General features: G+C 62.0%; 18 protein-coding genes and 2 pseudogenes. 15 read left to right on the top strand and 5 right to left on the bottom strand.

All coding sequences use genetic code 11. The annotated features are described in order from the left end of the window. Positions 1 to 30 precede the first annotated feature (30 nt). Together D3M70_RS05415 and D3M70_RS05410 are read left to right on the top strand one after the other, a co-directional pair. A complete protein-coding gene (locus tag D3M70_RS05415; RefSeq protein ID WP_120124872.1) occupies positions 31 to 1,464 on the top strand; it encodes an MFS transporter in 1,434 nt (477 codons plus the stop codon). A 75-nt stretch (positions 1,465 to 1,539) separates the two neighbouring features. Further along, on the top strand, positions 1,540 to 1,728 hold the full coding sequence (locus D3M70_RS05410; RefSeq protein ID WP_120124871.1) for a hypothetical protein: 189 nt from the start codon (positions 1,540 to 1,542) through the stop codon (positions 1,726 to 1,728). Positions 1,729 to 1,861: 133 nt separating this feature from the next. On the opposite strand, the gene norR is transcribed toward D3M70_RS05410, so the two are convergent. Then, positions 1,862 to 3,421, bottom strand: a complete 1,560-nt coding sequence (gene norR / locus D3M70_RS05405; protein ID WP_120124870.1) for a nitric oxide reductase transcriptional regulator NorR — start codon at positions 3,419 to 3,421, stop codon at positions 1,862 to 1,864. 328 nt (positions 3,422 to 3,749) lie between these two features. Between norR and D3M70_RS05400 the strand changes: the two genes are divergently transcribed. From D3M70_RS05400 to D3M70_RS05380, 5 genes are all read left to right on the top strand, one after another. Next, positions 3,750 to 5,201, top strand: a complete 1,452-nt coding sequence (locus D3M70_RS05400; protein ID WP_120124869.1) for a UbiA family prenyltransferase — start codon at positions 3,750 to 3,752, stop codon at positions 5,199 to 5,201. Beyond that, positions 5,198 to 6,514, top strand: a complete 1,317-nt coding sequence (locus D3M70_RS05395) for an FAD-binding oxidoreductase (RefSeq protein WP_120124868.1) — start codon at positions 5,198 to 5,200, stop codon at positions 6,512 to 6,514. The genes D3M70_RS05400 and D3M70_RS05395 overlap by 4 nt, the downstream gene beginning before the upstream one ends. Next, positions 6,511 to 7,263: an SDR family oxidoreductase gene (locus D3M70_RS05390; RefSeq protein ID WP_120124867.1), complete on the top strand. Its 753-nt coding sequence runs from the start codon at positions 6,511 to 6,513 to the stop codon at positions 7,261 to 7,263. The genes D3M70_RS05395 and D3M70_RS05390 overlap by 4 nt, the downstream gene beginning before the upstream one ends. Beyond that, positions 7,260 to 8,231 carry a lysylphosphatidylglycerol synthase transmembrane domain-containing protein gene (locus D3M70_RS05385; RefSeq protein WP_120124866.1) on the top strand — a complete coding sequence of 324 codons (972 nt, stop codon included), beginning with the start codon at positions 7,260 to 7,262 and terminating at the stop codon, positions 8,229 to 8,231. The genes D3M70_RS05390 and D3M70_RS05385 overlap by 4 nt, the downstream gene beginning before the upstream one ends. A gap of 151 nt (positions 8,232 to 8,382) precedes the next feature. Then, positions 8,383 to 9,813: a DUF2723 domain-containing protein gene (locus D3M70_RS05380; protein ID WP_120124865.1), complete on the top strand. Its 1,431-nt coding sequence runs from the start codon at positions 8,383 to 8,385 to the stop codon at positions 9,811 to 9,813. Between the two features lie 119 nt (positions 9,814 to 9,932). Here the strand turns inward: D3M70_RS05380 and D3M70_RS05375 are convergent, their stop codons facing one another. From D3M70_RS05375 to D3M70_RS05365, 4 genes and pseudogenes are all read right to left on the bottom strand, one after another. Then, positions 9,933 to 10,148, bottom strand: coding sequence for a DUF2945 domain-containing protein (locus D3M70_RS05375; protein WP_120124864.1), 216 nt, complete (start codon positions 10,146 to 10,148; stop codon positions 9,933 to 9,935). 23 nt (positions 10,149 to 10,171) lie between these two features. Further along, positions 10,172 to 11,500: pseudogene (locus D3M70_RS05370) on the bottom strand (glycoside hydrolase family 15 protein); the annotation flags it as partial. A 1-nt stretch (position 11,501) separates the two neighbouring features. Further along, the coding region (locus D3M70_RS32685; RefSeq protein ID WP_256659722.1) for a trehalase-like domain-containing protein at positions 11,502 to 11,971 on the bottom strand (470 nt) is incomplete at its 3' end. Further along, positions 11,964 to 12,764 (bottom strand): glucose 1-dehydrogenase, encoded by an 801-nt coding sequence (locus D3M70_RS05365; RefSeq protein WP_120124862.1) that lies wholly within the window; start codon positions 12,762 to 12,764, stop codon positions 11,964 to 11,966. The genes D3M70_RS05365 and D3M70_RS32685, both read right to left, overlap by 8 nt. Before the next feature lie 274 nt (positions 12,765 to 13,038). Here D3M70_RS05365 and tssI point away from each other — a divergent pair. From tssI to D3M70_RS05320, 8 genes and pseudogenes are all read left to right on the top strand, one after another. Then, positions 13,039 to 16,295 (top strand): annotated as a pseudogene (gene tssI, locus D3M70_RS05360) (type VI secretion system tip protein TssI/VgrG). A gap of 5 nt (positions 16,296 to 16,300) precedes the next feature. Continuing rightward, positions 16,301 to 16,783, top strand: coding sequence for a DUF3304 domain-containing protein (locus D3M70_RS05350; RefSeq protein ID WP_120124859.1), 483 nt, complete (start codon positions 16,301 to 16,303; stop codon positions 16,781 to 16,783). A gap of 125 nt (positions 16,784 to 16,908) precedes the next feature. After that, positions 16,909 to 17,421, top strand: coding sequence for a DUF3304 domain-containing protein (locus D3M70_RS05345; RefSeq protein WP_120124858.1), 513 nt, complete (start codon positions 16,909 to 16,911; stop codon positions 17,419 to 17,421). 305 nt (positions 17,422 to 17,726) lie between these two features. Beyond that, positions 17,727 to 19,325 carry a T6SS phospholipase effector Tle1-like catalytic domain-containing protein gene (locus D3M70_RS05340; RefSeq protein ID WP_375232922.1) on the top strand — a complete coding sequence of 533 codons (1,599 nt, stop codon included), beginning with the start codon at positions 17,727 to 17,729 and terminating at the stop codon, positions 19,323 to 19,325. Beyond that, positions 19,322 to 19,807: an META domain-containing protein gene (locus D3M70_RS05335; protein WP_120124856.1), complete on the top strand. Its 486-nt coding sequence runs from the start codon at positions 19,322 to 19,324 to the stop codon at positions 19,805 to 19,807. Before D3M70_RS05340 ends, D3M70_RS05335 begins: the two co-directional genes overlap by 4 nt. After that, positions 19,807 to 21,453, top strand: a complete 1,647-nt coding sequence (locus D3M70_RS05330; RefSeq protein WP_120124855.1) for a DUF2875 family protein — start codon at positions 19,807 to 19,809, stop codon at positions 21,451 to 21,453. Before D3M70_RS05335 ends, D3M70_RS05330 begins: the two co-directional genes overlap by 1 nt. Next, the gene (locus D3M70_RS05325) at positions 21,450 to 21,719 is read left to right on the top strand and encodes a PAAR domain-containing protein (RefSeq protein WP_120124854.1); all 270 of its coding nucleotides are present in this window, start codon (positions 21,450 to 21,452) and stop codon (positions 21,717 to 21,719) included. Before D3M70_RS05330 ends, D3M70_RS05325 begins: the two co-directional genes overlap by 4 nt. A gap of 155 nt (positions 21,720 to 21,874) precedes the next feature. Continuing rightward, positions 21,875 to 22,807, top strand: coding sequence for a LysR family transcriptional regulator (locus D3M70_RS05320; RefSeq protein ID WP_120124853.1), 933 nt, complete (start codon positions 21,875 to 21,877; stop codon positions 22,805 to 22,807). The last annotated feature ends 23 nt before the right edge of the window (positions 22,808 to 22,830 follow it).

Genomic DNA, 22,830 nt, shown 5'->3' with positions numbered 1-22,830 from the left:
TGCGTCGTCCCACGGAAATGGAAAACAATAATGTCTTCGCCTTCACACCCCTCCGATCACCTTGGCGCGCAACCGGATGGGCTCGACCCGGTTCGTGCCTCGCAGATTTCCGCCCGTATCGACCGGCTGCCCGCCGTCGCCACGATCTGGAAACTGGTGGCGCTGCTGTCCATCGGCGGCTTTTTCGAGCTGTATGACCTGTTTCAGACCGCCTACATCAGCCCCGGCCTGATCCGCGCCGGACTGTTCGCCACCGGCAGCGCCGGCGTGTTCGGTTTTTCCGACCAGGCTGCATTCGCTTCGGCGACCTTCCTCGGACTGTTTCTGGGCGCCAGCCTGCTCAGCCCGATCGCCGACCGATTCGGACGCCGAGCAATTTTCACCTTCGCGCTGATCTGGTACACCATCGCCACCGTGCTCATGGGCCTGCAAACTTCGGCAATCGGCATCATCTGCATGCGGTTTCTGGTGGGCATCGGCCTGGGGATCGAACTGGTCACCATCGACGCATACCTCTCGGAACTGGTGCCCAAGCGCATGCGCAGTTCGGCGTTCGCCTTTGCCTTCTTCGTGCAGTTTCTGTCGGTGCCGTCGGTGGCGCTGATGTCCTGGTGGCTGGTGCCGCAGGACCCGTTCGGCATCAGTGGCTGGCGTTTCGTGGTGCTGGCCAGTGCCGTGTTCGCGCTGTTCATCTGGTGGCTGCGCTCGCGCTTGCCCGAGTCGCCGCGCTGGCTGGCGCAACACGGCCGCTTCGCCGAGGCCGAGAAGATCATGGACGACCTGGAGGCGCGCTGCGTGAAGGATCACGGCAAGGCGCTGGACGAACCGGAAACCCACAACGTCGCGGTAGAGGGCAAAGGCCGTTTCGCTGATATCTGGCAGCCGCCCTATCGTCGCCGCGCACTGATGCTGATCGTGTTCCATGTGTTCCAGGCCATCGGCTTTTTCGGCTTCGGCAACTGGCTGCCCGCGCTGCTTTCCGGGCAAGGGGTCAGCGTGACCCACAGTCTGGCGTACGCCTTCATCATCACCCTCGCCTACCCACTGGGGCCGCTGTTGTTCGTCAAGTTCGCCAACCGCTTCGAGAACAAGTGGCAGATCGTAGGCTCGGCGCTGGGTGCGATGGTCTTCGGCACCCTGTTCGCCCAGCAGAGCACGGCGGCGGGGTTGATCGTCTGCGGCGTGATGATCACCTTCTGCAACGCCTGGCTGAGCTTCGCGTACCACTCCTATCAAAGCGAGCTGTTCCCCACCAACATCCGCGCCCGGGCGGTGGGTTTCTGCTACTCGTTCAGTCGCCTGTCAACGGTATTCAGCAGTTTGCTGATCGGTCTGTTTCTCGACCACTTCGGCACGCCGGGGGTGTTGACGTTCATCGTCGTCAGCATGCTGATCGTGATCATCACCATCGGCGCGTTCGGTCCGCGCACGCGCAATCTGGCGCTGGAAGACATCGCTCACTGACACCGCTCATCTCGCGCCAGGAACATCCCTGTGCTTGACTCCTCCAACCGATAACACCTTTGGCTGGAGGAGATCATGAGCGGTTCACGTCCTGAAAATCCCGATGCAGCACCCGACAACGTCAACTTTCCGGAAACCGTTCCGGACCCGGTCGACAATGACTGCGACCCGGTTGACGAGGGCTGCAATCCCAAGACCGGTTTCGAGCCGGGGACCGAGATGGTGCCGGAGAAAGGTGATTTCCATACTCCCTCTGGCGGATGAGTCAGGTGCCGGCGATCACCGATCAGGCGGATACGATTCCCCGTAGCGGCACGGCTTGCCGGCGGTGGCGTCCTTGAAATCGCTCCGCCGGCAAGCCGGACTGCTACGGGGCATTCCGACCCGGGCGTTGCGGTCAACGGATCCCCAACCGCTTCGCCAGACGACTGAGGTTGGCGCGGTCGACATTCAGCTCGCGGGCCACGTCGGCCCATTTTCCTTGGTGGCGGTGGAGTGCATCGTTGATCAGCGTCGTCTGGAAGGCATCGACCGTTTCCTTGAGCCCCTCCCCCGGCTTGATCACCGGTGAAGAAATCATCTGCGTCGGTGCGGCTGCGCAGACGGTTTGCCCATCGTCATCGAGCCCCAGCGCCTGGGCCTCGATGGTCAAAATGCGCGGACGCTCGGTGTGCGCTGACAACGCCTTGAGAACGGCACGGCTGATCAAATGCTCAAGCTCGCGCACGTTGCCAGGCCATGGATAAGCCAGCAGGATTTTCTGCGCTTCGGCGCTCAGGCGCAGGCTGCGCAGGCCCATGCGCGCGCGGTTCTCTTCGAGAAAATACCCCGCCAACAGCAAGGCATCACGCCCGCGCTCGCGCAGCGGGGGCACAACCAAAGGATAAACGCTTAGGCGATGATAGAGGTCGGCGCGAAAACGTCCGGCGCGCACTTCTTCGGCCAGATCGCGGTTGGTCGCGGCGATGATGCGCACATCCACACGGTGCTCCTGATCGGAACCCACCCGTTGCAGTTGCCCGCTCTGCAAGACTCGCAGCAATTTGGATTGCACCGGCAGCGGCAGCTCGCCGACTTCGTCGAGGAAAATCGAGCCGCCATCAGCCAGTTCGAACTTGCCGCTGCGCCCACTCACCGCCCCCGAGAACGCGCCTTTGACATGCCCGAACAGCTCGCTCTCCACCAGCATCTCCGGCAACGCCGCACAGTTGAGGCTGATCAGCGGTTTCTGCGCGCGGGGCGAATGCAGGTGGATGGATTCGGCGACCAGTTCTTTGCCGACGCCGGTTTCCCCCGTGATCAACACCGTCAGCGGACTGTTGCCGACCAACTGGATTTCCTGCTGCAGGCGCTTGTGCACGGCGCTCTGCCCGATGAGTTCCCGAGGCCCGCGCCCACCGGCGGCGCGCTTGTAGACTTCGGCCAGTTGTCGCTGGTCTTCGAAATTGCGCGCCAGTTGATTGATCCGCTCGCTGGCCATGACCGTGGCGGCCGCCAGACTGGCGAATGCCTGCAGGTTGTCCAGGTCGACGCTGCCAAAACTTGAAGGGTCCAGCGAGTCCAGCGTGATCAGCCCCCACAGCTTGTCCTGCACATATAAAGGACAGCCCAGACAGTCGTGAACCTCCAGATGCCCGTGCAGCCCGTCGACCAAGCCGTCGTAGGGGTCTGGCAACTCGCAATCTGTGGAAAAACGCGTCGGTTCGCGGTTCTGCACGATGATGTCCAACCGCGGATGCTCGCCCAACCGAAAGCGGCGCCCCAACGTGTCGGGGCTCAAGCCCTCCACCGAGAGCGGCACCAGCACATCGTCTTCAAGCCTGAGCAGCGCCACGGCATCGCAGGGCAATAACTGGCGTAACGAGCGCAGCAGTCGGCGATAGCGCTCGTCGTCCGGCAGTTCGCGGGAGAGGTCGGCAACCAGGGGAACCAGGGCCAGCAGCAGAGGGTTTTTCATCGATTCTCCAGACGCAGAACCCGGTTTGAGCGCGCCAAAACGCGGTCATTATGACCATGTTCCGGCGAGAGGCGACAGCGATTCTCGGGACCGGCCGTCTTTGGGTGCGCAATGCAAAGTGTCGGATTACGGCCATTAGTTGATCGTCAATTAATCGGCGGTCGCTGTTTCAAGACTGTTACGCACGGACGCCGATTCGTGCCTTCAAACGAACGTCTTATTCTGACGCCAAGTGCTCGGCGGCGATTGCCACGCCGTTTAATTTAAATGAAGTTGTGAAAAAAATATTTTGTTTATAGTCGAGTGGACCCGCTTCGGAGCATTCGACATGGCAAGAATTCAGGGACGAGTTCAAGAAACGTTCCCCCCCTTGGTTGTGGATCTGGATGGCACTCTTCTGCGTTCGGACCTGTTGATGGAAACCGCCATGGCCTTCGTCAGAAGTCAGCCGTTGAAGGTTTTCAAGATGCTCGGCTGGCTGCTCAAAGGCAAGGCCGCGCTCAAGGAAGGACTCGCGCTGGAAACCCAGATCGACGTCTCGGTGCTGCCTTACGATCCGCAGATCATAGCCATGATCAACGCCGAAAAAGCCAACGGCCGAATGATCGTCCTGGCCACGGCGAGCCATGTAAGCCTGGCCGAGCGAATTGCCGAACACTTGCAACTGTTTGACCTGGTATTGGCGTCTAACAGCAACCGCAACTTGTCCGGCAACAATAAGCGCGACCTGTTAGTTGCGCATTATGGCGAAGGCGGTTTCGATTACATCGGCAATTCCAAAGATGACCTGCCAATCTGGAATGTGTCGCGCCAGGCCTATGTGGTCAACCCTGACCGGGGCGTGGAGTCGCGGGTCAAGGCGATGTCCCAGGTCGAGCCAACCATTCGCACGAATACGCCCGGCCTGCGCGACTGGCGCAAGGCGATGCGCATGCATCAATGGCTGAAGAATGCGCTGATCTTCGTACCGCTGCTGGCGTCCCACCGTTTCACCCAGTTCGAACTGATGCGCGACGGCGTCTTTGCCTTCTTCTGCTTCGGCCTGTGCGCCTCCAGCGTCTACATCCTCAACGACCTGCTGGACCTGTGCGACGACCGTCATCACAAGAGCAAATGCAATCGGCCCTTCGCCAGCGGCCGGCTGTCGATCAAGGCCGGGCTGATTCTGGTGCCGACGCTGCTGGTGGCGGCATTCGGTGCCGCGCTGCTGCTCCTGCCGTGGCAGTTCTCGGCGGTGATGGCCGCTTACTACTGCCTGACGCTGGCCTACTCGCTGCAACTCAAGCGGCTGATGGCGGTGGACGTGATCGTGCTGGCGATGCTGTATACCACGCGCATCATCGCCGGGGTCGCGGCGTTCAACCTGACGCTGACCTTCTGGATCCTCGCTTTCTCGATGTTCATCTTCCTGAGCCTTGCGATGGTCAAACGCTACGCCGAGCTGCGCGACGCGCGGGTGCGCGAGGTGACGACCATGGCCCGCGGACGCGGCTATTACCCCGGTGACCTGGACATGATCGCTTCCCTGGGCGCGTCGTCCGGTTATCTCGCGGTGATGGTACTGGCGCTGTACATCCAGGACGCCAAGACCACCGCGCTGTACGTCACGCCCCACGTCATCTGGCTGGCGTGCCCGCTGCTGCTGTTCTGGGTGACGCGGGTGTGGATGCTCACCCATCGCGGGCAGATGAATGAAGACCCGGTGGTGTTCGCCATCCGCGACCGGACCAGCCAGTTTATCGGCGCCGTATTCCTCCTGATGTTCTGGATTGCCGCATGAGCACACCGCTGTATTCGTGGGGGCGATTCCCCCGTAGTCCGCAACATGGTCACCGTTGCGTCTGGCTGGACGAGTTGCCCGAGCATCTGAATCGAGTGATCGAAGACCACAGCAGCAGCCTGCCCTACGGCAATGGCCGCAGCTACGGCGACAGTTGCCTGGCCGCCAGCGACCAGGTGCTGCACATGCGCTCCCTGGACCGGCTGATCGACGCCGATTGGAACCACGGTGTGGTCACGGTCGAAGCCGGGATCACCCTGGCCGAAGTGCTGGCGGTGGCGATTCCCCGAGGCTGGTTTCTGCCGGTAACGCCGGGCACTCAATTCGCCACGGTCGGGGGCGCCATTGCCAACGATGTGCATGGCAAGAACCATCATGTGCGCGGCACCTTCGGGCGGCATGTGCGCAGTTTCGGCCTGTTGCGTCACGGACAGCCGCAGATCACCTGCTCGCCCGGCGCCAACAGCTCGCTGTTCTCGGCCAGCATCGGCGGCTTGGGCCTGACCGGGATCATTCACTGGGCGCAACTGCAGTTGATGCCGATCCGCGCCAGCCAGATCGACACCAACACCGTGCGCTTCGCCAACCTGGCGGAATTCTTTTCGCTGGCTGACGAACTGGACGACAAGCACGAGTACAGCGTGGCGTGGGTCGATTGCCTGGCAAAAGGCGCCGACACCGGGCGCGGCGTATTCATCGTTGGCGATCACGCGCAGTACGGCTCTCTGGAAGTCGGCAAGCGCGCCAGGCTGAGCATGCCGCTCACGCCTCCGGTGTCGCTGATCAACAAGCTCTCCCTTGGCGCCTTCAACAACCTGTACTGGCGCGTGCACCCGAGTCAGCGGACTCAGGGCCGCAGCGCCTACGAGCCATTTTTCTATCCTCTGGACCGCATCCTGCACTGGAACCGCATTTATGGACGACAGGGGTTTCAGCAATACCAGTGCGTGATTCCCGGCGCCAACGCCGAGGCAGCGATGGGCGAACTGTTGCGGGCAATTGCCGAGTCGGGGCAAGGCTCGTTTCTGGCGGTGCTCAAACGCTGTGGCGATGTGCGCTCACCGGGCCTTCTGTCGTTCCCGATGCCGGGCACCTCGCTGGCCCTGGATTTCCCGCAGAGCGAACACTTGGAAAACGTTGTATTCCCGCGTCTGGACGACATTGTCCGGGCGGCGGGAGGCCGCTTGTATCCGGCCAAGGATGCCCATATGAGCGGCGCGGACTTTCGTCAGGCGTACCCCGCCTGGGAGCGACTGGAAGCGCTGCGCGATCCGTCCCTGATGTCCCGTTTCTGGAGCCGCGTGATCTTATGAAAACTGAAGCGAAGAAGGTGTTGATCATCGGCGCCACGTCGGCCATTGCCAGTGCCTGTGCCCGTCTCTGGGCCAGCGAGGGCAGTGATTTCTTTCTCGTTGCACGCAACGTCGACAAACTGCAGCAGACCGCCGCCGACCTCAAGGGGCGCGGGGCGAAGAACGTGACGCTGCACGAAATGGAGGCCAACGATATCGACGCTCACCCGTTGATGCTCGGCCGCTGCCTGACCGCGCTGGGCCAGATCGACATCGCGCTGATCGCCCACGGCACCCTGCCCGACCAGAAAGCCTGCGAGCGCGACGTCAACCTGGCCCTGCGCGAATTCGCCAATAACTGCACCTCGGTGATCGCCCTGCTGACCGTACTGGCGGTGCAGTTCGAGACCCAGCGCTGCGGCAGTCTGGCGATTATTTCATCGGTGGCGGCGGATCGCGGACGCCCGTCCAATTACCTGTATGGCAGCGCCAAGGCGGCAGTTTCGACTTATTGCGAAGGCTTGCAGGCGCGGCTGTTCAAGGTGGGCGTTCACGTCACCACGATCAAGCCCGGCTTCGTCGACACGCCGATGACTCAGGGCCTCGCGCTACCGGCGGCGTTGCTGGCGCAGCCCGCGCAGGTCGCTCAGCGCATCGTCAAAGGCATCGCCAACAAGGTCCCGACGCTGTACGCGCCAGGTTTCTGGGGCTTGATCATGCTGATCATCCGCTCCATTCCGCAGCCGGTGTTCAAGAGGCTGAATCTGTGAGCGAGGCACTGCACCTGTCCGGCTGGCGTTACCGGGCGGTGGTGCTGTCGGTGGTGGGCTCGGCGCTGGGGTATCTGGGCTTCTCGCTGTGGGGCGGCTGGCACGCCGTGGGGGCGGCGGTGAGCGAGGTGGGCCTGGTCGGCATCGTCATCGCGCTGTTCATGTCCTCGGTGAACTACGGCCTGCGCTTCGTGCGCTGGCAGACCTACCTCAAGGTGCTCGGCCATCCGATGCCCTGGCGTCCCAGTCTGAACATCTATCTGGCGGGCTTCGCCCTGACCACCACCCCCGGCAAAGCCGGCGAAGCGTTGCGCGGTGTGCTGCTCAAACGCTGGGGCGTGCCCTATCCGCAGAGCTTCGCGGCGTTCTTCAGCGAGCGCTTGTCGGACCTTTTCGCGGTGGTGCTGCTGACCCTGTTCGGCCTGTCGCTGTATCCCGAGGCGATGCCGATGATCGTGGTCGGCGTGGCGCTGGTGGTGGTCGGTCTGCTGGTGCTGTCGCAGCGCACGCTGATCGAGCGCCTGACGCGGATGCTGCCTGCCCAGGGTGGCAAGGTCATCGGATTGCTGCGTCATCTGTTGCAGGTCTTGCTGCACGCTCAGCAGTGTCATCGGCTGCGCCTGATGGTCGGGCTGACAGTCCTCAGCGTGATCGCCTGGAGCGCAGAGGCACTGGCGTTCGACTGGATTCTGAAATGGATGGGCGCCGACATTCCACTGACCTTCGCGGTGTTCGTCTACGCCCTGGCGATGCTCGCCGGTGCCGTGAGTTTCATGCCCGGCGGGCTGGGAGGCGCGGAAGCGGTGATGGTCGGGCTGCTGGTCTGGAAAGGCATGAACAGCGCTGACGCGGTGGCCGCGACGGTGCTGATTCGTCTCGCCACGCTGTGGTTCGCGGTGGCGATCGGCGCCGTGATGCTGATCAGGCTCAAGGGTGAGTCGACGCCTCAGGGGCAAGCGGTTGGTTGATGGAGCGGACACCACCCGCCCCCCGTAGCGGCACGGCTTGCCGGCGGTGGCGTTCTTGAAGTCGCGACCGCCGGCAAGCCTTACAGGTACAGCGACAAAGCGGCATTTATTCAACAGTCAGCAATGCAGGACAGGGACAGGAGTGCAATTCATGGTGGCAGCAGTACCTTATCGAGCGTCGACATTGATCCCCCTGCTGTTGGTGGTCGGGGCAATCATCGCCAGTTTTATCGCGTCGAGCGGGCCGATCCAGTGGATGGACAACGGCGTGTTTCTCGCCGATGCATCCCAAGGCGTGTTTTTCAGCAAGACCCTGGGCCCGCTGGACCATCCGCTGTACCTGTTCGTCACCACCGCGCTGTACGCCGGCTTCGGCGCGCATGTGCTGAGTTTAATGAATTCACTGTTGCTGATCCCGCTGGCCTGGGCGATTTACCGTCTGGGCAAAGGGGTGGGCGCCTCGACGCAGGTCGCGCTGTTGTCGGTGGCGGCCGCGATCCTCTGCCACTGCGTGTTCTGGGTCTCGACCAAGGCCGAGGTGTACCTGCTGCACACGCTGCTGGTGACGCTGGCGTACATGCTGCACTTCGACGAGAGCTTTCGCCTGAGCGCCTTGAAGAAGCTGTTTCTGATCGGCCTGCTGACCGGTCTCGCGGCGGCCATCCACCAACTGACGTTCATCGTGCTGTTGCCGCTTTACCTGCAACTGCTGTGGCAGAACAAATGGCGCATGCTCATCACCCTGCCCGGCTTTGCGCTGGGGTTCAGCGTGGCCTTTGCGGGCATTGCCAACGAGTTGAGTAGCGGTTCGGGCCTGTACGATATCGGCTATCGCTATCTGATCGGCATTCCGGACCGGACCGCCGAACAAAGCTGGCAGGGCTCGCTGTTTCGCTTCGACGACATGTGGCACGAAAAGAACTCGGTGGCGCTGATGCTGCTGTCGCTGATCGGCCCGCAACTGCTCGGGCTGGTGCTGTTTCCAAAAACCCCGAAACTCCGCGTGCTGTGGTGCGCGGCGATGATGAACTTCATCTTCGCGGTGTCCTATAACGTCACCGATCGCTTTACTTTCTTCCTGCCAGGCGCCGTGCTGTTGAGCATTCTCGGCATGATGCAGTTACAGGCGCTGTTGCAACGCGCTGCGGCCCTGCCTTTGATCAACGCGTCACCGCTGGCGGCGCCGGTTACGATTCTCGCGGTCTTTGCCGTCTACGCCAGTGGCCTGATCAACTTGCCGGTCCACAAGGAAGCACTGCCGTTCCGCGACGACATTCACTATTTCATGGCGCCTTACCTCAGCGACCGCTCGGCCGAAGCGTTCGTGCGCAGCTATGAAAAGTCCGCTCCGCAAGGCGCGCTGATCATCTCTGACTGGACCCCCTACGGCGCCCTGCGCTCGGCCCAGGCGGCAGGTGCGCTGCAAAACCGCACGTTCGAGTTGTGCGAGGAAGTGCAGGACATCAATGCCTACCTCGAAGGCCCGGGAGCGTATCTGGCGCGCATGAGCTATTGCGGGACGATTGCCGATCGGTTCGATCTGCAGACGTTGGCGGTGGGGTATGAGCTAAGGGCGAAGTGATCGTTGTCCCTGGCGGCAAGAGCCCAATCACAGGCCAGCGCTGTAGCAGCAAGGCTTGCCGGCGGTGGCACCTCTGCAACCGTCACCGCCGCCAAGCCGTGCTGCTAAAGGGGCCGGTTTTACGCCCGGACTTTCTCCAACGCTTCTTCCTTGTGCAGCGCCAGATGCCCGGTCTTGTCGCTCTTGACTTCGTATTGCGGCGCGTCTTTTGAGGCGGGCCGATGACGCCCCATGAACTCGGTGTCTTTGATATGTACTTTGGTCACGACACCGACTACATGGCCGACATCGGAATTCCAGCGCACGTGATCGCCAACTTTGAAGGCATGGGCCATGGTCATGTTCCTCGATTCAGGATTCAGGGTTGCCAGAGGGTCTGGCTGCCTTCGAGCTTGCGATCCAGAAAACTCGCGGCGCTGATCAACGCCAGGTGACTCAACGCTTGTGGGGTGTTGCCCAGATGGTGACCGTGAGCATCGAACTCTTCGGCGTAGAGACCCACGGGATTGGCGTAACGCAGCAATTGCTCGAATTCGAGGTGAGCCTGGGCAACGCGCCCTGCGCGGGCCAGGCATTCGACGTACCAGAAAGAACAAGCGACAAATGCGCCCTCCTCGCCTTCCAGACCGTCGCCATAGTCGTCGTCATTGCGATAGCGGAAGACCATGCCGTCTCGCACCAGGGCGCGTTCGATGGCGTCGAGGGTCTTGATCCATTTCGGATCGGTGGCCCCGACGAACCGCACCAGCGGCATCAGCAGCATTGACGCGTCCAGGTTCTTGCTGCCCTTGTGCTGGACGAAATGTTCAAGCTCCGGGTCCCAGAAGTTCTCCCAGATGTCGTCGTGAATGGCCTGACGTGTCTTGTCCCACTTCTCGAACGGCGCTGGCAGCGAGCGCTTCAGGGACAGCCGCAAGGCGCGGTCCAGCGCGACCCAGCACATCAGCCGCGAATGCAGAAAGTGCTGATCGTCACCGCGCATCTCCCAGATGCCGACGTCTTTGGTATTCCAGTTTTCGCACAGCTCATTGACCAGCCGCGTGGCGTGTTTCCAGCCTTCGTGGGAGATGGCCTCGCCGTATTTGTTGGCCAGGTACACCGCGTCCAGCAACTCGCCGTAGATGTCCAGTTGCGTCTGCTTGTACGCCTCGTTGCCGATACGCACCGGGGTGGCGCCGCCGTAGCCGGACAAGTGCGCAAGGTTCTCTTCCGGCAGTTCCTCCCGCCCCTCCAACGAGTACAGAATCCCGAGTTTGGTGGCGTCTTCGCAGCAATCGCCCATGCGGTTACGCACCCAGCCCATGAAGGCATTGGCTTCGTCGGTGTAGCCCAAACGCATGAAGGCATAGACCGTGAAAGAGGCGTCGCGGATCCAGGTGTAGCGATAGTCCCAGTTGCGTTCGCCGCCCTCTTCTTCCGGCAGCCCAAAGGTGGCCGCCGCGATGATCCCGCCGTGCTTGCGCGAGGTCAGCAGCTTGAGGGCCAAGGCCGAGCGATTGACCGTTTCGCGCCAGCGTCCGTGGTAGTTGGAATGGCGGCTCCAGTGTTGCCAGAAGCTAACCGTGTTTTTCAGGTCGCAGTCGCACTGAGTGGCCTTGACCCTTTCGTCACCCGCACCGCCCAGCATGAACTCGACAATGTCGCCCTGTTCCATCTGAAACTCGGCCACGGCAGCCTGCCCGTCAACNAAGAGCACATCCTTACCCGCCATTTGCGCTGTGGTGTCAGCACGGCTGTAGTCATGACGTACCCGGCACAGCATGCGCACGTCAGTCGTCCCGTGGCGGACGTGGATTCGGCGCACCAGACGCGGCAGGTCATCGACATCCGAGGCAATGGGCATCAGATCCGTGACTTCCACCACCGCATCCCTGGCGATCCAGCGCGTCATCAGCACATTGGTTTCCGGCAGATAGAGCTGTTGGCGACGGGCATCGGGCAGGATTGGCGACAACTGGAAGATCCCGGCGTCCGGGGTATCCAGCAGTGCGCTGAAGATGCTCGGACTGTCGAAATCGGGCCAGCAGCAGAAGTCGATGCTGCCGGTGTCGGCGACCAGCGCGGCACTGCGCATGTCGCCGATGATGCCGTGGTTCTCGATAGGGTTCTGGGCCTCGTTGCGCGGATCGGATCGAGGTGTCTGCGCCTGTTCAACCATTATTTCGGAACTCCGGATACAGGCTCATCCCGCCATCGATGAACAAGGTGGTGCCGTGCACGTAGTCCGATGCATCGGACGCCAGCCAGACCACGGCGTTGGCCACATCTTCGGCTTCCCCGACACGGCCATAGGGGATCAGCTCCAGCAGTTTCTTTTCAGCGTCGCCGCTGGTGGCCTGGGTATTGATCGCCGTGCGAATCGCGCCCGGCGCGATGCTGTTGACCCGAATGCGCTGCTCGCCGACCTCCTGGGCGATGCTGCGCATGAGCAGGTCGACCCCGCCTTTGGACGCAGCGTAATTGACATGCCCGGCCCAGGGAATGAGCTGATGCACCGAGCTCATGTGGATGATCTTGCCCAGGGCGCGGGAGACGTCGGGACGGATCTCCTGTCTGGCGAACTGGCGCAAGGCCGCCCGGGCGCAGAGGAACTGGCCGGTGAGGTTGACGTTGATGACGGTGTTCCAGTCTGCGAGGGACATGTGAGCGATGGCCGCGTCTTTTTGCAGGCCGGAGTTGGCGATCAGGATGTCCAGTCGCCCGAATGCCTTGAGGGTTTCAGCGAAGAGCTTTTCGACCTCGTCCTCTTTCGAGACGTCGGCGCCCACGGCGATGGCCTGGCCACCTGCGGCACGAATCTCGTCAGCCAGTTTCTCGGCCGGTTCAGGCTGCGAGTGGTAGTTGACCACCACCGCGGCGCCCGATGCGGCCAGCCCTCTGGCCGCGCCCGCCCCCAATCCGGAACTGGCGCCAGTGACCAGTGCGACCTGGCCCTTCAGGGAAATCTGCATGGAATGTCGAGCCTCATGAGGAACGTTTAAATGCTGACTGATGGGGCTCGCCGGAAGTTCATCGCAATCACCAGCCAGGGGCCCGTGCCGAGAGATCCGATCCGGCCCACGTCGCCATCAGAATCGGCCTACATGCGCCGTCGGGAAGAAGTGCTCCACTAACGGCGGTTTTCCACTTGCAATGGGAAACGTCTTCACCCGCATGGACACACCGTATTCGAGCCTGTCCGTTGCCGCCCCGTATCGATCAAGGCTTTCGAGCTCAGGAGAAGCTATGTCCATGGATCTGACCGAACTGTTTTCACCGCAGCACCAGCGCCTGATCAAACTCAGGACCGTGCTGAGCGGCACCCAGGAGTTGCTGCTCGATTCCTTCTCAGGTCGCGAAGCGCTGTCCGAACTGTTCAGCTTCGAAGTCAAGCTGCTGGCGCAAGACGCCCACATCGAACTCAAATCACTGATCGCCACCCCGGCACAGCTGCACATCGCGCTGGTCGACGGCGATGTGCGCCATCTCGACGGCCTCATCACCCGGTTCACGCTGGAGGGCAGCGACGGCGGGCTGGCCACTTACTCGGCAACGCTCAGCCCGTGGCTATGGCTGCTGAGCCTGCGCCAGGATTCGCGGATCTTTCAGGAAAGAACCGTCGAAGACATCGTGATAGCGGTGTTCGCTCACTACCGCGAATGGGCGCGCTTCGAGTTTCGCCTGGGCACCCCTGGCACCCTCCGAAGCTACGTCACCCAGTATTTCGAAAGCGATCTGGACTTCGTTCTGCGCTTGCTGGAGGAGGAAGGCTGGTTTTTCTTTTTCGAGCACGATGATCAGGGCCACCGGTTGATCATCACCGACCGCTCCCGTGATCTGTCGCCGATTCCCGAACAGCCGCAAATCCGCTACCACCGCGCATCTGTCACCGAGAGCAGCGACACCATCACCCACTGGAGCGCGCAGCGGCATCTGCAGGCCGGACGCTTCAGCGCTCAGACCAACGACTACAAACAGCCGCACAATCCGCTGCCAGTGAGCATGCCCAGCCTTAACAAACAGGGCGACATCCGTCCGTTCGAGCGCTATTACCACACCCAGCCCTGCTCCCATCGCGACTACGAGGTCGGCGAAGCACTGCTGCGCCGTCGCATCGAGGCATACGAGCGTGAGGCCAAGGACTTCAACGGCGTCAGTAACTGCCGGAGCATGCGTGCCGGATTCACCTTCGAGCTGGTCGAGCATTTCGATCACGACCGCGATGTCCGGGAAGATCGCCAGTTCCTGCTGCTGAGCGTGGAGCATCAGGGGCGCAACAATTACCGCTCGCCCAAGCCGGCCGATTACGCCAACACCTTTACCTGCATCCGTCACAGGATTCCCTTCCGCCCGGCCCTGACCGTGAAGCGCCCGGTGATCAACGGGCCGCTCACCGCCGTGGTGACAGGCCCCGATGATGAGGAAATCTTCACCGATGAACTGGGGCGGATTCGGGTGCGCTTTCACTGGCAGCGCGACCGCCGTGATGCCGCCGACGATCGGCGTGAGGACAGTGACGACAGCGCCTGGTTGCGGGTAGCGATGCCCAGCGTCGGCAGCGGCTTCGGCCATCAGTTCGTGCCCCGTGTCGGTCAGGAAGTCATCGTCCAGCACATGGCCGGGGATCTGGACCGCCCCGTGGTGACCGGCATGATGTACAACGGCAACCACCCGCCGCCGTACTTCAGTGGCATGGCCGGTTTGCCGGGGAACAAGGCCCTGTCCGGGATTCGCAGCCGCGAGCACCGGAGCAAGGGCTACAACGAACTGCTGTTCGACGACACCCCCGGCGCGGTTCGCGCACGATTGGCCAGCACCCACCGGGCCACCGCGCTGAACCTGGGCAAACTGACCACCCCGCGCCAGTCGGGCAGCGCCAGTGCCCGTGGTGAAGGGGCCGAACTGCGCACCGACGCTGCCATCGCGCTGCGCGCCGCGCAAGGCATGTTGCTCACCACCTACGCCCGCACTGACGCCAACGGGGCACAACTGGACCGCCAGGAACTGCTCGAACTGCTGGATCAATGCGCCGAACTGTTCAAGGCGCTGGGCCAGACTGCAGTGACCCAGGGCAGCCAGCCCCTCGACGAACAAGGCTTCGATGCGGTGTGCCACGCCCTGAAGCAGTGGCCGGCAGCGGACAGCAATGAGTCCGGAGACCCATTGATCGCCACGGCGGCGGCCGCCGGAATCGTCAGCGCCACGCCGCGCTCGCAAGTGCATGTCGCGGGTGAGAACCACGACACCCTGGCCCGCCGGCATGTGCAATTCACCAGTGGTCATGCCACGCAGCTGAACGCTGGCAAGGGCATCGCGCTGTTCAGCGAAGACGACGGCATCCGCGCCATCGCCAATCGCGGCAAGGTGCTGGTGCAGGCGCAACACGACGACATCGCGCTCAACGCCCAGCAGAACGTACAGATCAGCGCCGAACAAGGCGAAGTGGTGATCAGCGCGCCACACCTGCGCTTCGTTGCCGATGACGGCAGCTACATCAAGATCGGCGGCGGTATCGAAATCGGCACCCGTGATGAAGTCGTTGTCCACGCCCGTGCCCACGACTGGGTCGGGCCCAGGACCGAACGCTACAGCCTCACGATGCCGCCACCGGCCGACGCGGTCTGTCTGGAATGCCTGCTCAAGGCCGCACTGTCCGGGGCTGCGCAGGTGACCCTATGAATAAATTGCCGAAAACCTACAGCCGCCTCGTCGACGCGAACGGGCTCAAGAGTCTGGTGCTGATCGACGGTGCGATGCAGCAACGCCTGGGCGCCAACCTGGCCGGACAGCCGGAGGGCGCCGTGTCGCTGTTCGTCGAGTACCCAAAGGCCGCACGGGCACTGGGGCCGTGGCTGATGAGCGAGAGGCGCGCCGCCGCGCTCGGCATCGACGGCTGCGCACGGGGCATCAACTGGATTGCCAGCGAACAACCGATGGCAGCCATCGAGGCGCACCTGGTGCTGTGGATGCGCGGCCAGGATCGCGACGCGCGCTGCTGGCACCGCCTGGCTGACGGTCGCGCACTGAATGCCTTGCTCTCGGTGTGGACCGTCGCGCAGCAGCACGCCTTCAGCCACCCCTTGCGCGCCTGGTGCTATGCAGACCGCAACGGCGCCGGCCATTTGCTGAGCCTTGCGCACAGGTTCGAGATCCTGACGCCGGTCTCGCCAGCCCTTGAGCCCGAACAGCAAGTTGCGCTGAACCGGGCCACGCTGGCGGACGCGCTGATCCATGAGCTCAAGACCCTCACCCCGCTGCACGCCTCGGTCAAAGTCTGCCGCGAACAACGTCACGCCGCCGTCGACGCGGTGCTGACCCAGGCCATGGCGACGGGTTACGGCGACATGAAAGACCTGGCCGCGCTGACCGCGTGGGCACTGCGCACCGGCACCGAAGCCTCCAGGCGAGTGGCGGAACTGCCAGCGCTGCAACAGCAGTTGAGCGGCAATGCGCTGATTCAGGCACTTCATCGCGATACCAGAGATGCCGAGGTGGGACCGTGAGGCCCATGTCATTGGGGGCGTTTCTGGGGCTGGCGGTGCTGCTGATCGCCCTGTCCCGCTATGAAAAATCCCCGCCTGTGGAGCCAGTGGTGAAAACGCGCTATTTCGGAACGAGCGTGACGCCGATGGACCATGAGGCGAGCGATACGTTTGTGCGGCCGGTGTATGTCAATGGGGGCTGGGTTGGTGCGGCGGGTACTGGCGGAAAGTCCGTCGGAGGTGCGCTGAGTCTCCCGGCGCCCTGGCATCCCGGATTGACCGTCCGCGTTAAGTGGAGACGGTGTGAACCTTACGGCAAGAACTGTCGCTGGATTGAAAAGGATGTACTGGTTCACCCGTACGATGAATCGGGTGGCACAGACTTGCATATATTGGAAAACGACGATGTATTGATCATACCGACCATGTTGTCCGCTAGACATCCTGATTATCCAGGCCCGTCTTATCCAAAAAAGGACTTTCGCCTCAGGAAAGGCATCTCAAAATGAGTCATATAATTCTGCCTCACTTAAATGCGTGTCCGTCGCACTTTTTATCTCCTGAAAGCATCCGCCTCTGCAACCGAACAGCCCTGCCGAGCAATTAGAGACGGCTGATTAACTAGGAACGTTCAATGCGCATGAACCTTGGCATGTTTCTGGGAATAGCCGCGATATTAATCGCGCTGTCCAAGTATGAAAAGTCCCCACCGGTAGTACCTGTGGAGAAAACCCGTTATTTCGGAACGACCGTGACGCCGATGGACTACGAAAAGAGCGATACGTTCGTCAGGCCGGTGTACCTCAACGGCGGCTGGGTTGGCGCGGCGGGCACCGGCGGAAGCTCCGTCGGAGGCGCGCTGAGTCTCCCTGCGCCCTGGCACCCGGGATTGACCGTACGCGTTAAATGGAGACGTTGTGAACGCTTTTACAAACACAACCCCATACCCGACTCAGAGGCCTGTCACTGGACTGAAAAACATGTACTGGTTCACCCGTACGATGAATCAGGTGGCACCAACGTGCACATCCTGGAAAACGATGATGTATTGATAATCCCAACCATGTTGGACCCTAGACATCCGGACTATCCCGGCCCTTTATACCCGGAAAAAGATTTTCGCCTGAAGAAAGGAATCTCGAAATGAGTAATAAGAGCTGGCGCCCCTCGGATGCGCCTTCATCCTATTTGATTTTGCCGAAAGTACTCACCCCCACAGCCGAACACCCATGCAGGTTAAAACTGAGTTTCTCGATTTATTTCGACGGCACGCGAAACAGTAAGGAAGAGGATAGGCCATACGGTTCACATAGCAATATCGCCAGACTCTTTGAACTTGGTATAGATAACGAACAGGAATGTATATACCGCCGCTATATCCAGGGTGTCGGCACCCGCTTCCCTGAGATAGGCGAGCCCGAGCCCCATCCCGACGGCGCCAAAGAAGGGGCGATGGGTGACCGTCGGATCCGCTTTGCCATGCTGTTCATTGCCAACAGGGTCGCCCGAGTCGCCCATGGCCGCGAGCTGGTCAGTGAAGATGCCGAATCCATCACCCACGCCGTCAAGGACGACACTCTGATCCCCCGCTGGCGTGACCAGATCACCGACATGCTGGTCCCGCGTATCGGCGGGCCGAAGATCGAAGAAATCACCCTAGACCTGTTCGGCTTTTCCCGCGGGGCCACGGCCGCGCGTTCGTTCCTCAACCAGTTGCTGATGCACTTCGGCAACAACGACCACACCTTCTGCGGCATCCCGGTGCGGGTGCGTTTCATGGGGCTGTTCGACACCGTCGCGTCCGTGGGCCTGGCCGACGCCTATCCGCTGCCGGTGGACGGTCATCAACACTGGGGCAAGAAAGCCCTGCTGACCATTCCCGACTGTGTCGAACAGTGCGTCCACCTGGTGGCGGCCCATGAAAACCGCGTGTCGTTCCCGGTGGATCTGCTTCGCGCCGGTGATCGCTACCCGCCCGGTTGCCTGGAGATCGTCTACCCCGGCATGCACGCCGATGTCGGTGGCGGTTACGGCCCCAATGACCAAGGCAAAGGCACTCAACAGGCCGATGGCAGCGTACGCCACCTCCAGGCCGACAAGCTGTCGCAGATTCCGTTGAACGACATGTACCGTCGGGCCCGCCAGGCCGGTGTACCGCTGTTAGATCTGGATGAAGTGGACGATAACCGTCTGCGGGACGACTTCGCCATCAGCCCCGAACTGCAAGACAGCTTCGACGCCTACATGGACGCGTTGAGCGCCTTGCAAGACGGCGCCGACATCACCGAGCACCTGCTGGCCCATCGCACGTTGTACCTGGGCTGGCGCAAGCAGGTGGTGGAGGACGAGCACTTCAGCCAACTGTCGTTCGTGCGCGCCAGCAGCGAGCAGGAACGGGTGGACATGATCGAGGCCAACCGCCAGCTGCGGCAGCGGGTCCGGGTGTTCGGCAACGATGCCGAGCGCAAAAAACTTCTCGAGGAGAGCAGGTACAGCCTGGCCTCGCCGATGGAAAAGGGCTTTCACCTGGAATGGCGCCACGCCCCTGCCCTGTCACCGGTGGTCGGGCTGTTCCTGGAGCAGTACGTACACGATTCCCGGGCGCATTTCGTGCTCACCGACCCGCAAACCCTGGACGAGCATCACGAGCTGCATCAGGCGCTGGAACAGCAGGAACTTCACTACCAGCAGGCCTTGAACAACTGGCGCGCCCTGCAAGCAGCCGAGCACCGCGATGCGCAGGCCGGCAAGCACGTCGTACCCAGCACCCCGCCCAGCGACACGCTGGGCGAACCGGGCCGAGCGATGCTGGCGCTCTATCGAACCGGCAAACCGGCCATCTTCACCGACACCACGCCGGGCTCCAGTGTCGACGGCATCACCGACGGACGAGACCTGGTCTACCTGGTGTCCGGCCGCCGCGAAAACTGGAGCTACCTGCGCCTGCGTCAGGTGTTCGCCCCGCATCGCGTGCACTACAGCCCCGCCATTTCGCGCCAGGACTGGCAACCCCCTGAAAAACGCGGCTTTTATGACCGGAGGACGGCGTGAACATTAAAGGACTGATCTACAGCCTTGCGCTGCTGCTGAGCGTTTTGACCGGCTGCAAACAAGAACCCGAACCCGAGGTCGTGGTGGATAAATCCATGCCGCTGCAAACCACGGTCTGGAAGCTGGCACAACTGGACCTGGGCCAGACGCCCGGCGAACTTTCCGAGATCCCTCAGGAGAGCCATGTGGGCTTCGTGATTTTCCGTCCTGAAGACCAGACCCTCATCGGCTGGGCAGGCTGCCAGCAGGTGGACGGCCGCTATCGCGTGGACGGTGAGCATTTGCAGGTTGAGGCCCTCACGCTCACCGGCTCGCGCTGCTACCGACCGCGCTTCGACCACGTCGGCGACCGCTTCGCCCAGGCCCTGCGTGGCGTCACCACCTATCGCCTGGCCGATGACGACGCACGCCTGGAACTGATGACCGACGGCAGCATCACCGCCGTGCTGTTCTACCGCAAACCCGAGAAGGACAAGTGGTAATGAATGACTGGAAAGCAATGCTTGAGCTGTCGAAGATCAAGGCCCCGCGTACGCCATACAGGGCACAGCTGCGTCTGCCCAAGGGTTACCTGCGCGCCGTGGCGATCATGCTCGCGCTCTGGCTGGGTGGGTTGGTCGCCCTGAAGTGGGGACTGGCGGCCTCAGGTCGGGAAATGAAGGACATGACCGATCTCATCCAGCACGGCTGTTTCTGGATCGTGCTCGGGCTGAGTCTGCTGTTCGCGGCGCACACCCTGATCATTTGCATGCTGGAATTCGGCCGCGAGCTGCGTGACAAAGCGGCCTACGAACAATGGAGTGAGGATGAGCTGCGCAGCACCTACGCCTTGCTGATTCAAGGCGTGGGGCTGGGCATACACGGCAGTGATGTTCGTCAGTTGTGGGAATCGTTGCACAACGGCCAACCCCTTGGCGCCTTCGCAACCCCGCCGTCGCAACCCGATGACCGCCCCGGCCAAAGGTTGTACCGCAATCGAGGCGCTGCGTTTCGCACAGCGGCTGCCCACGGGGTGACCTTCTGGCCGATCCCCACCTTCGTCGTCGGCTCGGCACGGCCTGAGCACGACCCGGTCAGCCCGGCCTGGATGATCAACGAAGGCCGCAACGCGGCGCTGCTTGGGCAGCACATGTTCGTCGCCGAGTTCGCCGATCGTGGCGATCGGATGCAGAGAACGATTCGTGAACTCTTCAGGTTCATGGACGATCAAGGTCAGGTGCCGCAAGCACTGCTGATCGGCGACGACGAAGGCATTGCCACGCAAGACGGCGCAACCGTGAAGGCCAACACCACCGCTGTTTTGTTCGGCGACATTCAGCGAATGTCCAGGCTGCAGAATTTCGAGGTCGATACGCCCACGCCCCAGGCATTTGCCAGCAGTCCCACGGGCAGGCTGTGGACGCACTTCTGGCAGAGCGACAAAGCCTATGCGGCAGAGTACCGGTTTGATCGCAGATGGCTGCAGAAGCACGATCTGATCATTCCACGAACAATGACCTCCTATTACTGGCGCGAGCTGCTGCAGCCACTGATGAGGGACTTCAAGGATGACGGCCCCGGGTATTTTCAGCCATCCACCTGGCTACCGGCACGCTGGGCAACGTTTCAGTTCAGCACCTTTGTTCACGCGCCGAGACTCGGCTACTTGCATCGTTCTATCATCGCCTGGACCCACAGATGCGCGGCCGATGCCGCCGTTTCCGCGCACAATGTCGCAGAGCTCAAGTACGCGTGGATCAACGCAGTGAACACGCTGCGCCATGTTGAATGCCCAACGCGGGTGTTCTATGACAGCACCCGACGGCCGGATATCAAGGCGACGCTGACCCAAGTCTGGGAAGAGCTCGATCACGAGGACTGCGGTCTCACGCCGTGCAGTCCCGGGCAGACATACGATGTCGGCCCGCTGATCGGCGACACCGGGGTCAGCCATATCCTGCTGATGATCAGCCTCGCCACGGCCGCCAGTTACGAGCAGGGGGGCATCAGCGCGGTGGTGTACGAAGGCGCAGAGCATTCGACCATCGTTCAGTTGATTCGCCCCGTTTGCGACGCTTTCAAGGAAGAAAACCTGCGCCACGGTCACCTCGACCCGTTCAGCGCACGTGCGAAAGGTCAGTCCTCATGAAGAATCCCATCTGCCTGGGCGATCCGACCACCAGCGGCGGCACGGTCATTCAATGCCAACTGGCCGGCAGTCACACCATTCGCGGCGTTCCGGTGGCGGTGCTCGGCGACAGCGCCAACTGCCCGTTGCATCAGGATGTGTTCGTGTTCACGGAGGGCCACCCCCATAGAAAGATGAACGGCATTCCCGTGGTCTTTGAAGGGCATCGATTGACCTGCGGCTGCCATGCGCTCGCCAGGCATGCGCATGAAGTGCGGGCGGATTAGTTCGGCCGGGGGATTGCGGCAGAAAGGCAGCCGGATTAACCGACCAGTCCGCGAAACCTGTCGTTACGCTGGACGCAGCCCAAGGGCGGTCCATAAACTGACGCCCATCATTCGTAACGAAATGGATGAGACATGTTGGGGAACGGGGACGACTTATGAATCGCAACGAACTGCGCAAGGCCGACATCAACCTGATGGTGGTGTTCGAAACCTTGATGCAAGAGCGCAACGTCACCCGTGCCGCCGAGAAGCTGTTCCTCGGCCAACCCACCATCAGCGCTGCACTTAACCGCCTGCGGGCACTGTTCAACGACCCGCTGTTCATCCGGGTCGGTCACCGGATGGAGCCCACGGCGCGGGCCAACGAGATCATCCATCACCTGTCGCCGGCGCTGGACGCGATGTCCGTGGCGCTGAGCCTGACCCGGGATTTCGACCCGGGGAGCAGCGACATGACCTTCCGCATCGGGCTGTCCGATGATGTGGAGTACAGCCTGCTGCCGCCGCTGCTGCGGGCGATTCGCGAGGAAGCGCCGGGCATCGTCATGGTCATCCAGCAGGCCAATTACTGGAATATTTCGGAACTGTTGATGTCCGGCGAGATTACCGTCGGCGTGTGTCTGACCCGCGAGTTGCCCGCCAATGCAAAGCGCAAAATGTTGCGCAGCATCAAGCCAATGGTGGTGCGGGCCGATGATTCCCAGGAACCGATCACCCTGGACGAATACTGCTCGCGGCCTCACGTGGTGGCCTCCCACGTTGCCAACATTTCGAGCTTTGCAGATGACTGGCTCGCGGCGCTGGGGCGCAAGCGCAAAGTGGTGCTGTCAGTGCCGCAATACAGCACGCTGCCGGCCTTGATGGCGGGCACCGATCTGCTGTGTAACTTGCCGGATCACCTGGCATCGGCACTGAACAAGGCGGGGATATTGCGAGGAGAGCCGCTGCCCTTCATCGCACCCGACCTCGAGCTGTCGATGGTCTGGCTGAGCGTGATGGACACCGACCCCGCAGAGCGCTGGTTGCGCAAGCGGCTGGAGCAGTTCATGGGGGATCACAGCACGATCCCCCCTGCTCCGCTGAGCTGATAACCCGCTCCCCTGTAGCAGCA

This window comes from Pseudomonas sp. LS-2 (assembly GCF_003605735.1).
Taxonomy (GTDB): Bacteria; Pseudomonadota; Gammaproteobacteria; order Pseudomonadales; family Pseudomonadaceae; genus Aquipseudomonas.
Note: the sequence above shows the minus strand (reverse complement) of the source record. Positions and strands in the feature narration are given on the sequence as shown.